The organism is Lacibacter sp., from assembly GCF_057361365.1.
Genome location: NZ_JBMQSG010000021.1, coordinates 1 through 15,310, shown reverse-complemented (window position 1 = coordinate 15,310; position 15,310 = coordinate 1). Strand labels below are relative to the sequence as shown.

At 41.9% G+C, this 15,310-nt stretch carries 15 protein-coding genes and 1 tRNA gene; 11 read left to right on the top strand and 5 right to left on the bottom strand.

Features of this window, described 5'->3' with window-relative positions:
- Positions 1–66 precede the first annotated feature (66 nt).
- Positions 67–1,248 (top strand): M20 metallopeptidase family protein, encoded by a 1,182-nt coding sequence (locus ACO1QW_RS17520; protein ID WP_486260682.1) that lies wholly within the window; start codon positions 67–69, stop codon positions 1,246–1,248.
- A 50-nt stretch (positions 1,249–1,298) separates the two neighbouring features.
- Here the strand turns inward: ACO1QW_RS17520 and ACO1QW_RS17515 are convergent, their stop codons facing one another.
- Positions 1,299–1,832, bottom strand: a complete 534-nt coding sequence (locus tag ACO1QW_RS17515) for a hypothetical protein (protein ID WP_486260681.1) — start codon at positions 1,830–1,832, stop codon at positions 1,299–1,301.
- A 96-nt stretch (positions 1,833–1,928) separates the two neighbouring features.
- Between ACO1QW_RS17515 and ACO1QW_RS17510 the strand changes: the two genes are divergently transcribed.
- The 3 genes from ACO1QW_RS17510 (at position 1,929) to ACO1QW_RS17500 (ending at position 5,572) form a co-directional block, all read left to right on the top strand.
- Entirely contained in the window at positions 1,929–3,566 is a 1,638-nt protein-coding gene (locus ACO1QW_RS17510) for a C1 family peptidase (RefSeq protein ID WP_486260680.1), read from the top strand.
- Between the two features lie 37 nt (positions 3,567–3,603).
- A complete protein-coding gene (locus ACO1QW_RS17505) occupies positions 3,604–4,101 on the top strand; it encodes a DUF4442 domain-containing protein (protein WP_486260679.1) in 498 nt (165 codons plus the stop codon).
- Positions 4,102–4,174: 73 nt separating this feature from the next.
- Positions 4,175–5,572, top strand: coding sequence for an MBL fold metallo-hydrolase RNA specificity domain-containing protein (locus tag ACO1QW_RS17500; RefSeq protein WP_486260678.1), 1,398 nt, complete (start codon positions 4,175–4,177; stop codon positions 5,570–5,572).
- Between the two features lie 793 nt (positions 5,573–6,365).
- Here the strand turns inward: ACO1QW_RS17500 and ACO1QW_RS17495 are convergent.
- Positions 6,366–6,437 (bottom strand) — tRNA-Glu (locus tag ACO1QW_RS17495).
- Between the two features lie 228 nt (positions 6,438–6,665).
- Between ACO1QW_RS17495 and gap the strand changes: the two genes are divergently transcribed.
- The 7 genes from gap (at position 6,666) to ACO1QW_RS17460 (ending at position 12,286) form a co-directional block, all read left to right on the top strand.
- Positions 6,666–7,676, top strand: coding sequence for a type I glyceraldehyde-3-phosphate dehydrogenase (gene gap / locus ACO1QW_RS17490; protein ID WP_486260677.1), 1,011 nt, complete (start codon positions 6,666–6,668; stop codon positions 7,674–7,676).
- Between the two features lie 7 nt (positions 7,677–7,683).
- Positions 7,684–8,499 carry a hypothetical protein gene (locus ACO1QW_RS17485; RefSeq protein WP_486260676.1) on the top strand — a complete coding sequence of 272 codons (816 nt, stop codon included), beginning with the start codon at positions 7,684–7,686 and terminating at the stop codon, positions 8,497–8,499.
- Positions 8,500–8,571: 72 nt separating this feature from the next.
- Complete coding sequence (locus ACO1QW_RS17480) at positions 8,572–9,774, top strand: phosphoglycerate kinase (RefSeq protein ID WP_486260675.1); 1,203 nt, start codon at positions 8,572–8,574, stop codon at positions 9,772–9,774.
- A gap of 209 nt (positions 9,775–9,983) precedes the next feature.
- Positions 9,984–10,574 (top strand): LemA family protein, encoded by a 591-nt coding sequence (locus tag ACO1QW_RS17475; protein WP_486260674.1) that lies wholly within the window; start codon positions 9,984–9,986, stop codon positions 10,572–10,574.
- 9 nt (positions 10,575–10,583) lie between these two features.
- Positions 10,584–11,045 (top strand): TPM domain-containing protein, encoded by a 462-nt coding sequence (locus ACO1QW_RS17470; RefSeq protein ID WP_486260673.1) that lies wholly within the window; start codon positions 10,584–10,586, stop codon positions 11,043–11,045.
- A 71-nt stretch (positions 11,046–11,116) separates the two neighbouring features.
- Positions 11,117–11,974 (top strand): TPM domain-containing protein, encoded by an 858-nt coding sequence (locus ACO1QW_RS17465; protein WP_486260672.1) that lies wholly within the window; start codon positions 11,117–11,119, stop codon positions 11,972–11,974.
- 99 nt (positions 11,975–12,073) lie between these two features.
- Positions 12,074–12,286, top strand: coding sequence for a CsbD family protein (locus ACO1QW_RS17460; RefSeq protein ID WP_486260671.1), 213 nt, complete (start codon positions 12,074–12,076; stop codon positions 12,284–12,286).
- A 180-nt stretch (positions 12,287–12,466) separates the two neighbouring features.
- On the opposite strand, the gene ACO1QW_RS17455 is transcribed toward ACO1QW_RS17460, so the two are convergent.
- The 3 genes from ACO1QW_RS17455 to ACO1QW_RS17445 all read right to left on the bottom strand — a co-directional run bounded on the left by ACO1QW_RS17455 (position 12,467) and on the right by ACO1QW_RS17445 (position 15,007).
- Positions 12,467–13,357: a dioxygenase family protein gene (locus ACO1QW_RS17455; RefSeq protein ID WP_486260670.1), complete on the bottom strand. Its 891-nt coding sequence runs from the start codon at positions 13,355–13,357 to the stop codon at positions 12,467–12,469.
- Between the two features lie 229 nt (positions 13,358–13,586).
- Positions 13,587–14,282, bottom strand: coding sequence for a hypothetical protein (locus tag ACO1QW_RS17450; protein ID WP_486260669.1), 696 nt, complete (start codon positions 14,280–14,282; stop codon positions 13,587–13,589).
- Between the two features lie 350 nt (positions 14,283–14,632).
- Positions 14,633–15,007 carry a hypothetical protein gene (locus tag ACO1QW_RS17445; RefSeq protein ID WP_486260668.1) on the bottom strand — a complete coding sequence of 125 codons (375 nt, stop codon included), beginning with the start codon at positions 15,005–15,007 and terminating at the stop codon, positions 14,633–14,635.
- Positions 15,008–15,310 lie beyond the last annotated feature (303 nt).

Below are 15,310 nucleotides of genomic sequence, written 5' to 3'. Positions count from 1 at the left end.
CAGCACAAATGATCTTTAACGAATATAAGACCTGCAGCTTTGCAGGTTTTTGTACTTTTGCGCATCATGTTAAAAGCCCAGATACAAGCCCTCGCAAAAAAATATAAGGAAGACTTTATTGCTGTACGTCATCACCTGCATGCAAATCCCGAACTCAGCTACAAAGAATTTGAAACATCAAAGTATGTGCAATCGAAACTTACTGAGTTTGGTATTCCGTTTACTGTAATGGCTGAAACCGGCGTTGTTGGTTTGATTCAAGGAAAAAACCCTTCTTCGAAAGTAATTGCATTACGTGCTGATATGGATGCTTTGCCCATTCTCGAAGAAAATAATATTCCCTACAAATCCAAAGTAGATGGTGTAATGCATGCATGCGGTCATGATGTACATACAACCTGCCTATTGGGCGCTGCAAAAATTCTCAATGAATTAAAAGCTGAATGGGAAGGAACGGTAAAGCTCATCTTTCAACCAGGTGAAGAAAAAAATCCCGGCGGAGCCAGTATCATGATCAAAGAAGGTGTACTGGAAAATCCGAAGCCACAATGCATATTTGGGTTGCATGTGCACCCGGGTTTGCAGTTAGGGCAATTAAGTTTTCGTGCCGGTAAAGTAATGGCAAGTGCCGATGAGTTATATCTAACGGTGAAGGGTAAAGGAGGTCATGCTGCTTCGCCGCATTTATCTGTTGATCCTATTTTAATTGCATCGCATTTGGTAGTGAGTTTGCAACAGATCATCAGTCGTAATCGTAATCCGCATAATCCATCGGTGTTATCCATCACTGCATTTAATGCAGGTACAACTACGAATGTTATTCCCAACGAAGTAAAGATTATGGGAACTTTTCGTGCAATGGATGAAGCATGGCGTTTTGAAGCGCATGAATTGATTCGCCGCAATGCAAAACTGCTGGTTGAAAGTATGGGTGGAGAATTAGATATTCATATTGATGTTGGTTACCCCACAGTTTATAATAACGAGGTACTCAATGAAAAAGCCAAAGAAAAAGCTGCAGACTTTTTAGGTTCTGCACATGTTGAAGAAACTGAGTTGCGGATGGGAGCAGAGGATTTTGGTTATTACTCGCAGGTGATACCGGGCTGTTTCTTTCGTCTTGGTGTGATGAACAAAGAAAAAGGAATTACAAGTGGTGTGCATACTCCAACATTCAATATAGATGAAAATGCAATTGAGGCCGGTATGGCAATGATGGCGTGGTTGGGAAGTAGTGTTAAGCCGTAGTTGTTTTCCTTTGCGCCTTTTCTTCAATGCACACTTTACGTGAAATATATTTACTGCTTCAAATATTCCTTCGGTATCAATAAATCTTTATTCTCTGTTTGCCAGAACACCGTCAATATCCACCAACGCTTTCCATCGTTATATAATTGAATGCTGTTGATGCCACGCATAAAGGGTTCGGCGTCGGTTGTCAGTTTTCTTGCTTCATAAGTACTAAAGCAATGCGCAATATGGCCGTACACTTCCTGCTTGCGGTTAATTTCTTTTTCAAAAAAACCATTCTTCTCTAACACTGGTCCGCTTTGTGTAATATAATCTTCAACAGTTAGTACACGCTTCACTACTTCGCCGGTGGGGCGCACAGCTGTTGCAACTAATTTTCCTTCGGGTAAAAACAAACTACGCATGCGATTCCAGTTTCTTGCTTCACCTGCAGGTCCGCTGATGACATTATACAGCGATGCAATAATTGCATCAACTGTTTCTACGTCTTTTGGCGCCGCTATCACCGAATCAGTTTTCATTTGTGCAATTGCGCTGTTCATGAAACAGAGAAGCAATAAAATGGGGAGGAATTTCTTCACAATATATTTTTTTGAAAGATACTTCGGCAAACGTTGCAAGCATTTCCACTCTTCAAAAATTACATTACATTTAGTCAACATAAAAACACTTTAGTTATGCCAATACGTATGACAGATGATCCGCAAGATCAATTCGACAATAGAGGTAACGATGGTGGTGGAGGTTTTCCCGGTGGTGGAGGAAGAGGCGGAGGCGGTGGACTGCTTGGTCTCCTTCCTTTATTATTAAGTTTATTTGGTCGTGGTGGCGGTGGCGGCCGTGGTGGAGGTAAAGGTATTCTCATTCTGTTGGTACTCGCAGGAGCTGCCTATTTTCTGCTGGGTCGTGGAGGTTGCAATATGTCCAGTTTAAGCGATGTTGCTGGTCTTTCTACAGGTGGCTTTTTAGATCCTAAGCAGTTTGAAAAAGCAGAAATCTACGAATCGCTTGCCGATGACGATACAAAAAATCCATTGCCTGAAGCGGCCAACCTGCAACGTTTTTGTCCAACGCCGCAAAACCAGGGATCGCAGGGAAGTTGTGTTGCATGGAGCAGTGCTTTTGCAGCACATACTATTTTAGAGTCGTCACGCACGGGCAAACAGCCTAATGAAGTTGCGTTTTCTCCCTCGTTCATGTATAACCAAATTGGGTTAGATGGCTGCCAGGGTTCTTACATCATTCGTGCAATGGAATTTATGACCAAGCGTGGCGATGTTCCTTACGACCAGTTTCCTTATACCGACCAGGATTGTCAACGTCAACCCGATAATAATTTACAGCAGGAAGCTGCACAGTATCGTATGCGTGGCTTCAATCGCTTGAGTTTAGGCGATCGTAATGATGCAGTAGATATTCGGGCAATTAGAGAAAATCTGTCACAAGGTGCACCGGTGGTTATTGGTATGATGGTGGGACAAAGTTTTATGCAACCAATGATGGGGCAGGATGTGTGGATACCTGCTTCAGGCGACAGAAGTATGATGGGATTTGGCGGCCATGCCATGTGTGTGGTTGGCTATGATGACAAAAAACATGGCGGTGCATTTTTGCTGATGAACAGTTGGGGGCAGGAATGGGGCAACAATGGTTTTGCCTGGGTACGTTATGGCGATTTTCAAACCTATGTACGTGAAGCATATGGTGTAAACCCAATGCATGCTTCTAATACAAATGTGCAGCAGTTTGCTTGCGAAGTGGGATTGGTGAGTGTGCAATATGATGGGAAAAAAACAGTGGCCGGAAATTATATTCCATTACGTTCCATTGGCGGAAACAAGTTTGAAACAACAGCACCTGTTCGACCTGGTGATAAATTCAAAATGGAATTAAAAAATACTACGGAATGTTATGTATATGTCTTCGGTAAAGAAACCGATGGCACAAGCTATACGTTGTTTCCTTACCCACGTACGGATGATCCCACTAAGACAAAGTATTCGCCTTTCTGTGGCATTACGGGTGTGCGTTTGTTTCCAAAAGATAAAAGCATGACCCCCGATAGCATTGGAGCAGGCGGTGGTCGTGATGTAATTGCGGTAGTAGTGAGTAAAAAAGAACTGGATTGGCACCAGTTGAACCAGCAAATCAGCAGCAATCCTTCTTCCGATTTTGCCAGCAGGCTTAATAGTGCATTAAGTTCATCACTCATCAGGAATGTGCGTTACTCAGCAACAGGTAATGGCACAATGCGTTTCGATGTAACAGGCGATGCGAATAATGTGGTTGCGTGCATTGTTGAAATCACAAAGTAATTTTCGTTGAGCCATCCCAACTTTAGAGGATGGCTCAATGCCAAAGTATATGAAAGAATCTGCAACCCACTTCATCAAACAGGTTACCCATCCCATTAAAGGAAGATTGTTTCTTTTAATGAAACTGCCCGCTGCTTTTTTTAGTGGGGTGCGTATTCAATCAATTTCGGAAAACCAATGTGTGGTAACGGTGCCGTACAAGTGGTTTTCACAAAATCCTTTCCGATCAACTTACTTTGCATGTCTCGCCATGGCTGCAGAAATGACAACGGGTGTATTGGGATTAATGCAGATATCCGGAAGAAAACCAGCTGTCTCCATGTTAGTGGTAAGTGTAGAAGGAAATTTTTTTAAGAAAGCTGTTGATGTAACCAGTTTTGTTTGCGAAGATGGAAAACCGATAGAGCATGTGGTTGATGATGCTATTGCAACCGGTGAAGCAAGAAGTATTAAAGCCAAATCGGTTGGTCGTAATAAAGCTGGAGAAGTTGTGGCCGAGTTTTATATTACATGGTCATTCAAAGCAAAAACGTAGAATCATAAGTTGAAAGTTTGCGATGTTTATTCATTTACAAATTTTCAAATCATCAAATTTTCAAACCAGGATTATGAAGCTTGCATTTCACGGAGCTGCACGTTGTGTTACAGGCAGCAAACATATTCTTACAGTTAATGGCAAAAGATTATTACTTGATTGTGGCATGTTCCAGGGCATGGGAAAAGATACCGATGCCATGAACAGGGAGTGGGGGTTTGTTCCTGCTGAAATTGATTACATGATCCTGAGCCATGCACATATTGATCACAGCGGGTTGATACCAAAACTGTGTAAAGACGGTTACCGTGGTAAAATTCATTGTATCGATGCAACTGCAAGTCTTACAAGAGTGTTGTTGGAAGATAGTGCGGAGATACAGGAAGATGAAGTGAAGTATGAAAACAAACGCAGGGCTGCAATGAACCTGCCTTACCTGATGCCGCTATACACTATTGAAGATGCAAAGAATGCAATTGATCGGTTTGTACAACAGGAGTATAATAAGTGGTTCCAGGTGGGTGATGGTATTGAAGCGATGTTTACAGATGCAGGCCACATCATCGGCAGTGCATGTGTTCATTTAAGAGTTACTGAGAATGGTAAAACAAAATGCATTACTTTTTCGGGTGACATAGGCCGCTACCGTGATGTGATTTTAAAATCGCCGCAGGAATTTCCCCAGGCCGATATCATTATCATGGAATCAACTTATGGTAACAGTTTACATGATAATGCTATTTCTACTCCTGATCAGTTATTGGCTTGGATTGAAAAAGCTTGCTTACAGAAGAAAGGTAAACTGATTGTGCCTGCGTTTAGTGTTGGGCGCACGCAAGAGTTGTTATACGATTTGAACCAGTTGGAACTCGAACGACGCTTACCCGATCTCGAATATTTTGTAGACAGCCCGTTAAGCATGGATGCTACACATATTGTGAAGAGTTATCCGGAGTATTTCAACAAACGCATACAGAAAGTTCTGCAAACGGATAATGATCCGTTTAGTTTTAAAGGATTGACATTTATTAAAACAGTGGAGGAATCGAAATTATTGAACTTCAAGAGTGGGCCCTATGTAATTATTAGTGCCAGTGGAATGGCCGATGCAGGAAGGGTGAAACATCATATCAACAACACAATAGAAAACAGCCGCAATACAATTTTGCTTACTGGCTATTGCGAGCCTCGCTCTTTAGGCGGCAAATTATTAGACGGTAGAAGAGAAGTGAAAATATTTGGCGTAGAAAAGGAAGTGCATGCAGAAATTGGCCAGATAAGAAGTATGAGTGCCCATGGCGATTACGAAGATATGAGTCAGTGGCTGGCTTGCCAGGATCCGAAACAAGTAGAAAAAGTATTCATCGTGCACGGAGAATTTGAGGTGCAGCAAGCCTTTCAACAAAGATTGATGCGAAAAGGATTTACTGATGTTTCAGTGCCCGAATTACATTTTGAAACTGGTGTATAAATAAAAGCCCTCTGTTTTACCAGAGGGCAATTTCAGGAAAAATAAATGCAGGTTTTGGGTAAGCTTAAACTTCACTTCAACAGGGCTGGTTAGCAACAACAATAGGTTAGCTTCTGAGGCGCATTTTTCCTGTATCAATACAACGGGAGTTGGGTCTGTCATCAAATGTTAAAACCAAGAGACAATCAATTATCTTGTTAGTGTTGGGTAATGAAAGAGGTTAGCAACCGGATAAGTCAAGCAACAATTAAACTTTCACTACAACTACTATATTAAGATTTCTTAAAACGGCGATCAATTGCATCAGCCCTTAAGTTTACCACTGGAACGGGCAATACCTGGGCGTTGTCAAACCGGGGAAAGAAATGAAAAACGATGAAAGAAAGGAGACTCTTTTTTGCTGTTGGATACGACATCTTGTTTGTTTTATAGGGTTATGCAGGAAGAAAGTATCGGGTAAATGCTTGTCGAGAGTTACTGTTTTGCTTCTTGCTGGAACAAAGTTGCACCGAGTTTTTCACATGCGCAATAGTAAATTAACGATACGGTTATCGTAAAATAACGAAACCGTATTTTTTACATTAAAAATGCGTTGAGAATCAACCCTCCATATGAGAGGGCAGCTTCAAAAATAAATCAAAAGAATGCTGAAGTTGCGCTGGATTGGAGTGGATTTCTGATTTTTTGACCGTTGCTATCCTTTGAGTCGGCGCATTTACGCAGCAGTTCAGGGTTATTGACCTGGGTTCGGTAAGCATATAAATAAAAAAACCTCCAGGAACTGGAGGCTTTGTACCACGTACGGGATTCGAACCCGTGATTCCTCCGTGAAAGGGAGGCGTCTTAACCCCTTGACCAACGCGGCGGGTTTATTTTTGGGAGTGCAAAGATAAGATTGAGCATATTACCTCCCAAACAAATTTCTTATATTTCTTACTCTTTTTTTCGCAGCATTAAAAAGGCGCACCTATAACAAAGTTTTGAAACTGCCGATGATATCTGTCACAACACATTATGTTTGAAAACTAACAGGCTATAATTTGTAAACTCATTACCTTCGCACCGCATTTTTAACTACTAAACTATATTTCTCATGAGCACAGTAAAAGTTGCGATTAATGGTTTCGGACGTATCGGCAGGCTGGTTTATCGCCAGATCTATAAAATGGAAGGAATTGATGTAGTGGCGATCAATGATCTTACTTCTCCAAAGGTATTAGGTCACTTATTAAAATACGATACTGCACAGGGCCGCTTCGATGCGGAAGTAAAAAGTACCGAGAATTCAATTATCGTTAATGGCGACGAGATTAAGATCTATGCTCAGAAAGATCCTGCACAAATTCCATGGGGATCACATAATGTAGACGTTGTACTTGAGTGTACTGGTTTCTTTGCTGATAAAGCAAAAGCTGAAGGCCATATCGCTGCCGGTGCAAAGAAAGTAGTGATCAGCGCACCTGCAACAGGTGATCTTAAAACAATTGTATTTAATGTAAATCATAATATTCTCGACGGTAGCGAAACAGTGATCAGCTGCGCAAGCTGTACAACAAACTGTTTGGCTCCAATGGCACAAGTGCTTGAAGAGAAATACGGTATTGTGAATGGTTTGATGACAACTGTACATGCTTATACTAACGATCAGAACACACAGGATGCTCCTCATCCAAAAGGTGATCTGCGCCGTGCACGTGCAGCAGCTCAAAATATTGTTCCAAACAGCACAGGTGCTGCAAAAGCAATTGGCCTGGTGTTACCAAGCTTAAAAGGTAAACTTGATGGTAGTGCACAACGTGTACCAACCCTTACCGGTTCTTTAACTGAAGTAACTGCTTTGTTAAGCAAAAAAGTAACTGTTGAAGAAGTGAATGCAGCAATGAAAGCAGCTTCAAACGAAAGCTTCGGTTACACAGAAGATGAAATTGTAAGCAGCGATATTATTGGTATCAGCTACGGTTCGTTGTTTGATGCAACGCAAACAAGAGTTCAAAGCGTAGGCGATACACAATTAGTGCGTGTGGTTAGCTGGTACGATAACGAAATGAGTTATGTAAGCCAGTTGGTTCGCACACTTCACTATTTTGCTAAACTTATCAAGTAAGATTTTTGTGAAAACAAAACTGTTAAAGGGATATTTCATTTGGAGTATCCCTTTTTTATTCTTTGCCTGTAGCAGCGGCCCCGATACGTCAAAGATGTTGCCCCCCGATCCCAAGAATTGCGAATGGTATGTGCAGCAAGACAAAGATGATAATGCCGATGCCGGCAATAAGCTTGGATTGTATGCTCTTCGTTTTTACGCCGATGGCAGCTATACACTTTGTGCCGACCTTTTGTTTGAGCAAGGTAAATGGGCTTTCGATGCAGGTAAAAAAATAGTAGTGCTTAGTCCTGGATCAGGTGATACAACGGTGAAAGAGCGATACCTTATCGATCAATCAAAACCAAAATCGAAAGCCCAATTTGGTTTTTACAGTTCCTTTCCTGTTGATAAAGCCAATCCGGATGAATTGGTAGAAGTATTTTCCATCACCAACTCATCTAATCAGGATCCGTTTAAAAAGGAAATGCATTCCTGGCGCAACCGACCTGCACAACAGGAGAATGATACGCAGATAAAACAACGTGTTGTTGCCTACCTGCAATTTCTATTGGCGTTTTATCAGCATGCAAAAGATAACGACCTGGAAAACCCGGGCGGTACATGGTATCCACAGCCCATTAAATTTTACAGCAACAAAGTAAGCATGGCTTATGAAGATGAACTGGCCGATTGGTACACCTGCTTTTACAGCAAAGAAGATGCAGTAAAGGGCTATCAACTTATCAGCGGTCCGTTGATGAAAGTAAAAATTGAAGGTGAGGATGATGTAACCCGCAATATCCATTGTCTTGAACAACTATTGGGCGCTGTTCAAAAATAATCAACACCCAGATTATTTTTCTTCGGCAGCCTGTAACTTCACACATAAACTATTGAACTAAATCTTAAGGTTATGAGCAAATTTTCAGATCATAATTTCAGCAATCAAAAAGCATTGATCCGTGTTGATTTCAATGTGCCACTCGATAAACAAACACAAGCAATTACTGATGATACAAGGATGACGGCAGCCATCCCTACCATCAAAAAAATATTGAACGATGGCGGCAGCGTCATTCTCATGAGTCATCTCGGCCGTCCCAAAGATGGGCCCGAAGAAAAATCATCACTCAAACATCTCATTCCACATCTGGCAGAATTACTTGGTGGCAATACTCCTGTATTGTTTGCAAATGATTGCATTGGCGAACAGGCTTATCTCACAGCAAGTATGATGAAGCCGGGTGAAGTATTACTTCTTGAGAATCTTCGTTTTTATAAAGAAGAAGAAAAAGGTGATACAGCATTTGCAGAAAAGCTCAGCAAACTCGGCGATGTATATGTAAACGATGCCTTTGGAACTGCTCACCGTGCACATGCTTCAACAGCAGTGATTGCACAGTTTTTCCCTGCAGAAAAAAGAATGTTTGGTCTGCTGATGGAAGGTGAGGTGGCGGCTGCAGAGAAAGTATTATTACAGGCCGAAAAACCTTTTACCGCTATTATTGGTGGCGCTAAAGTGAGCGATAAAATTCTAATCATCGAAAACTTACTGGAACGGGCAACCGATATTATCATCGGTGGTGGTATGGCTTACACGTTCATGAAAGCAATGGGTGGCACTATCGGCAATTCCCTGTGTGAAGAAGATCGTTTGGATACAGCAAAAGCTATCATGGAAAAAGCTGCCGCAAAGGGAGTTTGCATTCATTTGCCAAGCGATTCAGTGATTGCTGATAAGTTTGCAGCCGATGCCAATACATCAACAGCGCCAAGTAATCATATCCCTGATGGATGGATGGGTTTGGATATTGCAACTCATGCCTGCGAACAGTTCAGAAACGTATTACTTCATTCTAAAACCATTTTATGGAATGGCCCGATGGGTGTGTTTGAAATGGAAAAGTTTCAACACGGAACAAAAACCATTGCACAAGCCGTGGCCGATGCTACAGGTAACGGTGCTTTCTCTTTAGTGGGTGGTGGCGATAGTGTGGCGGCAGTAAATGATTTCGGTTATGCCGGTAAGGTGAGCTATATCTCAACCGGCGGTGGCGCCATGCTCGAATTTTTTGAGGGGAAAACATTGCCCGGAATTGCAGCAATAAAAGAATAACCCAAATACATAGGTTTAAACAACGTCAGGGTGTCAGCTTTTAAAGCTCGGCACCCTTTGTGTTAATTAAAAATCATCTTGGCAAGTAAAATGTTTCGTTTAAATTTAAAGTGTATTGCAAAGCCTTACTTTTAACTTGAAGTTTTACCTGCTGGTTGTAACAATCACAGATATCATCACACTCATCATTAAATAAAAAATAAACAAACATGAAACCCGGACGCATTATTACGATTGTTGTAGCTGTTCTTTTAGCCTTTATTCTTTTTAGAGGTTGCAGCGGTTATAACGGACTGGTAAAGCAGGATGAAGTTGTAAAAGAAAAGTGGAATAACGTTCAGAGTGATTATCAACGTCGTGCCGATCTTATTCCAAATCTTGTAAACACAGTAAAAGGTGAAGCTAATTTCGAACAGCAAACGCTGATCAACGTTATTGAAGCCCGTGCAAAAGCTACCAGCGTAAAAGTTGATCCTTCAAATATTACTCCTGAAAAGCTGGCTGAATTTCAGCAGGCACAAAGTGGTGTGAGTAGTGCATTAAGCCGTTTATTGGCAGTGGTAGAGAATTATCCTAACCTCAAAGCCAATGAAGGTTTCCGCAACCTGCAAACACAATTGGAAGGAACGGAAAACAGGATCAAAGTTGCCCGCAACGATTTCAATAGTGCGGTAAAAGACTATAACACGCAGGTGCGTTCATTTCCAATGAATATATTGGCGGGTATGTTTGGCTTTAAACCAAAAGAAGGTTTTGCAGCAGATCCTGGCAGCGAAAAAGCACCTGAAGTAAAATTCTGATTATAACTCATGGGTATTTTTTCCTTCCTAACAAAACATACTGACTGGTTTACGCCTGAAGAACATGAAGCAATTGTTAATTCAATCCGTGCTTCCGAAAAGCGTACATCTGGGGAAATACGTGTGTTCATTGAAAGCCGTTGCAGTTATGTTGATCCTGTTGATCGTGCCGTAGAAGTTTTCTTTGGATTGAAAATGGAAAAAACGGAAGACCGTAACGGCGTGCTGCTTTACATTGCCATGAAAGATCATCAGCTGGCAGTGTTTGGCGATAAAGGCATTCATGAAAAAGTAGGAACCGATTTCTGGAACAATGAAGTGAGGCAGATGCTTTCTTCATTTGGCAAACAGAATTATGCCGAAGGAATTGTAAAGATCATTACCGATATAGGCGATGCACTGGTTACACATTTCCCTTACGAAAACGAAGACAGGAACGAATTACCCGATGATATTGTTTTTGGACGATAGAACATGACATGAGCCTTGTCTTTTCAGGCGAATGCCTTGTGGCCAAAAAACGAAAACAATGAACACATGACTTGAGCCAGGTATTATTTGGCGAATGCATGCGACCAAAAAACGATTATAATGAACGCATGAAAGTTATTCAATCAACCATACTTTCTTTTTTATTCCTTGTGCTGGGCGTTATTACGCATGCACAGGGAATTGAAAAGTATATACCCGCTGTACCCAATCCTCCACGGTTGGTGAACGACTACCTCGATAAACTTACACCCGAACAGGAAGATGCTCTTGAGCGCAAGCTGGTAGCTTACGACGACAGCACTTCTAATCAAATCGTCATTGTAACCATTGGCGATATTGGCGATTACGACATCGGCGATTTTGCAGTTGCCCTTGGTCGTAAGTGGGGCGTAGGGGGTAAGGAATTCAACAATGGATTGATCATTGTTGTGCTGGAAGATAAAGAGCGTGGTAAACGAAAAGTATGGATCGCTACAGGTTATGGTCTTGAAGGTGCTATTCCTGATATTACCACAAAAAAAATTATTGAAGCCGACATCATCCCCAACTTTAAAGCCAATGATATTTATCGGGGGCTTGATGAAGGTACCAGCGACCTTATGCGTGCTGCAGCAGGTGAGTACAAAGCGCCTGCTGGCTACAATAACAGGAATAAAAGCGACGGTGGTGGCAGTATTCCGGTAGCCGCCATTATTTTCATTGTAATAATGATTATTATTTCCAACATTAATAAGAGAGGCGGTGGTGGCATGATGAGTCGCAGGGGTTACCGGCGTTGGAATAATAATGTGCCGCCTATCTGGTTCCCCGGTGGTGGTGGTGGCTGGGGCGGTGGAGGTAGCAGCGGTGGCGGTGGAGGTTTTGGTGGTGGTAGCTTTGGTGGCGGTGGCGCAGGTGGCGATTGGTAAATGAAAGTAAAAGTTGTCAATTACTTAAGTTATAGAGCCGCCCGTGAAGGCGGCTTTTTTATGCCCGTTATCTGGCGTAAAAATTGAGTGTAGTAAGTTATGAATACACAATTTAACATCAGCCTTCCCTGGGAAGAGGTAAAGGAAAAACTGCTTGAAGCAGAACCTCACTTAACAGAAGCCGACCTTGCGTTTGAACAAGGAAACGAAGATGAGCTGTTGAAACGCCTGGCTAAAAAAATGGGAAGAACAACCGAACAGGTAAAAGGCTGGATCGAAAGCGTTGCTTTTACTGATGGCTTAGCAGGATAAATGATATCGCTACAACGGAACGCAGCTATATGCAGCAGGGATATTCAGGTTCTGCTGGTTAAGATTTCTTCCGGGCGTAAAATAGTTATTCTTCTTTGTTGAGAACATGCACTTCTGCCTCTGTTGCATGAAGCTCATGTTGTGTGCAGACAATCTGTTTTTGATAGCAACTGCTTGTTTTTAGTACTTCAGGTATTTAATTCCCTTGTAAGTTTTTATTGTTGGTATATCCACTATGACCTCCACTTTTACGGTTCCATCTTTTTGCCATTCAAATGTTGCTTTCGGATAGCCTATACCTCCTTCAAATGTATTCTTGCCCATGTATTTCAAACTGGCCCAAAACTGTCCATTTTGTTTCATTAGTAGCAAATCATCGCTTTTACTAAATTCAATAACGTTGTTCTCGCCAATATCATACAGCCCCGTGATTTTGTCGTACACTTTTTTGTCAAGCGGAATTTCCTTGCTCATCACCACGTTAAAAACAATTTCATTCTCGCCCGCATTATTTTTATTCACGGCAAGGATCCTGTTGACAGCTTCCGGGGCAGAAGCCCACCTGTCAGTATCAACGTACTTACCCCCTTTAAAATAGATATGCGTGATTAAATCTTGTTGATCGGGTACCGACACTCTCATGTGTATATGCGCAGGTCTCCAGGTGGTTTCGTTACCGGGCACAGCTTTATAAGGAACTGGAAGAATAGATTTGAACTGATAGCTTCCGTCCCTTTTTGTTCTTTGTCCACCACGGTAATGGTATTCGTCGGAGCTGTTATCATACGTCTCCCTTTCATCGCAATGCCAGATTTCTACAAGTGCGTCGTTAATGGGTGCCTTTCCATCTTCTCTGAAAACTTTGCCCTTTAACACGAGCGGTGTCCCCTTTGAACCTGCGAGCCGAAGATTGGTTCTCAGTGGCGCACCAGGCCTGTAAAATGGCCCAAGTATATCGGTGGTTGTTGCTGTGTCGCCTTCATAGTTTTTCCCATTCCAGTGTAACGCTCCGAAAGCGCTAATGCTAACTACGGTCAGAGTAGAGTTTTTGATAAAGGTCCTGCGTTGCATAATTGTTGTTTTGGTTGCTTACTCTTGGCTTGCAGCTAACGGCCACAGCTTTGCGTTCGGCGGGGCAATTCTTTTACGTCGTCCCGGGCGACGAGTGCTGAACGGTGGTACTAAAGATAAAATTTTATTCAAAAGCTAAATAGATAAGTGTCAGTCGGTACAAAAGCTAAATAGAATTACTGGTGATGACCGACGCTTTGCGTCGCCCCCGCTGACGCAAAACTGAATGTTAGTGGCCGCCTTGCACTGTTTCCATTTCACCACCATCACTTTCTACTATAAGTTGTCCAGTAAAAATATCAACGGAATAAACTCGTTTATTGTAAAATAAACACCCGTCACGATAACTTTTGTCAAGTGTTGATTTTACATCCCATGTAAAATGTCCTTGAATATATTCCTTAAGTGTTGAGTTTTCTTTTAATTCAAGTGTCATTGGGTCTGTTTCATGCCACGATAATGAAACAGTCCATTGGCCTTGTCCCTTGTCAAGCCCTAGTTCTTTTGCTTTTTGAATTGCTTGTTCTTTTGTCAATGAATTTAATGTGTCAAGGTAACCACCTTGAAAAAAACCACTAGGATGGAATCCAATCATCAGCTTTCCCAAACTGTCTAAATAAAATTCAACAGTTGCTGTGTCACCACGAAATAAGGGGTGAATCACTTTGTACTCGTAGGAATATGTATTTGGATGAAAAGTCAACTTTGAATTGAAGCGACACTTTTTCTCCCACATTTTGCCAAACACCAGATACTCACTTCTTTTTTTGTCAAGGTGAATGTATTTGTCAAAGTTTTCCTGTCCCCAAAAAGATGAAACTAAACTGTCAGCTTTTCGCTGGATTGCTTTTATATGATTAGCGTCTTGTCCGTAGGAAAGAGTCCAGCAAAGGCAAATGATTAATATGTGAAGGATGCGTCCCATAAGGTGGCCACTAACGTTCACAGCTTTGCGGTTGGCGGGGCAATTGTTTTACGTAGCCCGGGCGACAAGTGCTGAACGGTGTTACTAAAGATAAAATTTTATTCAAAAGCTTAATAGTTAAGTGTCACCCGGCACAAATGCTAAACAGCATTACAGGCGATGACCGACGCTTTGTGTTGCTCCCGCTGCCGCAAAACTGACTGTTGTAGCAGGGTTTAGTCACCTCGAACGCTTACTGCAAAAAGTACAACAACTACACAACTCAGCATTACCGGCAATAAAAAACAGGCTTGGTATTTTCTGATTCGTCTTGTCTGTGTTTTCTCTGCAATCTGTGAGCAACATTCTTCTTATTTGCTTCTCTGCACTTCGCATCTTCGTGGTTCAAATGAATGCAGGCAAAGCGTTGCATCTTGTTTTCCCAACTCTCTCATCACCATTCTCACCACCTCCCTGAATCTGTCCCTGCTTCGTTCATGCAGCGGCACCACCTGCTTATAAATAGCAGACGCAATCTTTGAAGCCTCACTCATACGCCTCGAATACCACATCGTTTCAGAAAACGCAGGATCTGTTTTTACACGTCCTCCCGAAAGGGAGCTTTTTGCTCTTGCATAAAACTCCCCGTCAAGACAGTAAAAACAAATTCCCTGGATCGTCCCCCTTATCTTCAATATTCCCGCTTGCTTTGCCATGCCCACAAAATAGAAAAAGAAATACTGCATAAAAACAGACCGGCCGTTTTTGTCACTTTATGCCGTTTTTGAGCGTTTATGCCACTTCTAACCCACAGTGAATTAAACTTTGCGCCTCTGCGTGAAGCAAAAGATGAACAACATGAATCATCATCCGTACTCTCAGTGTAATCTGTGAGAACTTTGTTGGGAGTGTCCCGTCCTAAAATAACTATACACAAAGAAGTATAGTATGTCAGTTAAAAACAACACTTCAGCAAGAGTTCAGTTTTCAAAGAAAGTCATCCGTCAGGCTGTTCAAGAAGTAGAAGATGGATCATCAAGAAAAGAAGT

Bases quoted from the DNA above. Each gene is read 5' to 3' on its own strand.
- ACO1QW_RS17520 (WP_486260682.1), top strand. From the start codon at position 67: ATGTTAAAAGCCCAGATACAAGCCCTCGCAAAAAAATATAAGGAAGAC.
- ACO1QW_RS17510 (WP_486260680.1), top strand. From the start codon at position 1,929: ATGCCAATACGTATGACAGATGATCCGCAAGATCAATTCGACAATAGA.
- ACO1QW_RS17505 (WP_486260679.1), top strand. From the start codon at position 3,604: ATGCCAAAGTATATGAAAGAATCTGCAACCCACTTCATCAAACAGGTT.
- ACO1QW_RS17500 (WP_486260678.1), top strand. From the start codon at position 4,175: ATGAAGCTTGCATTTCACGGAGCTGCACGTTGTGTTACAGGCAGCAAA.
- gap (WP_486260677.1), top strand. From the start codon at position 6,666: ATGAGCACAGTAAAAGTTGCGATTAATGGTTTCGGACGTATCGGCAGG.
- ACO1QW_RS17480 (WP_486260675.1), top strand. From the start codon at position 8,572: ATGAGCAAATTTTCAGATCATAATTTCAGCAATCAAAAAGCATTGATC.
- ACO1QW_RS17475 (WP_486260674.1), top strand. From the start codon at position 9,984: ATGAAACCCGGACGCATTATTACGATTGTTGTAGCTGTTCTTTTAGCC.
- ACO1QW_RS17470 (WP_486260673.1), top strand. From the start codon at position 10,584: ATGGGTATTTTTTCCTTCCTAACAAAACATACTGACTGGTTTACGCCT.
- ACO1QW_RS17460 (WP_486260671.1), top strand. From the start codon at position 12,074: ATGAATACACAATTTAACATCAGCCTTCCCTGGGAAGAGGTAAAGGAA.
- ACO1QW_RS17455 (WP_486260670.1), bottom strand. From the start codon at position 13,357: ATGCAACGCAGGACCTTTATCAAAAACTCTACTCTGACCGTAGTTAGC.
- ACO1QW_RS17450 (WP_486260669.1), bottom strand. From the start codon at position 14,282: ATGGGACGCATCCTTCACATATTAATCATTTGCCTTTGCTGGACTCTT.
- ACO1QW_RS17445 (WP_486260668.1), bottom strand. From the start codon at position 15,007: ATGCAGTATTTCTTTTTCTATTTTGTGGGCATGGCAAAGCAAGCGGGA.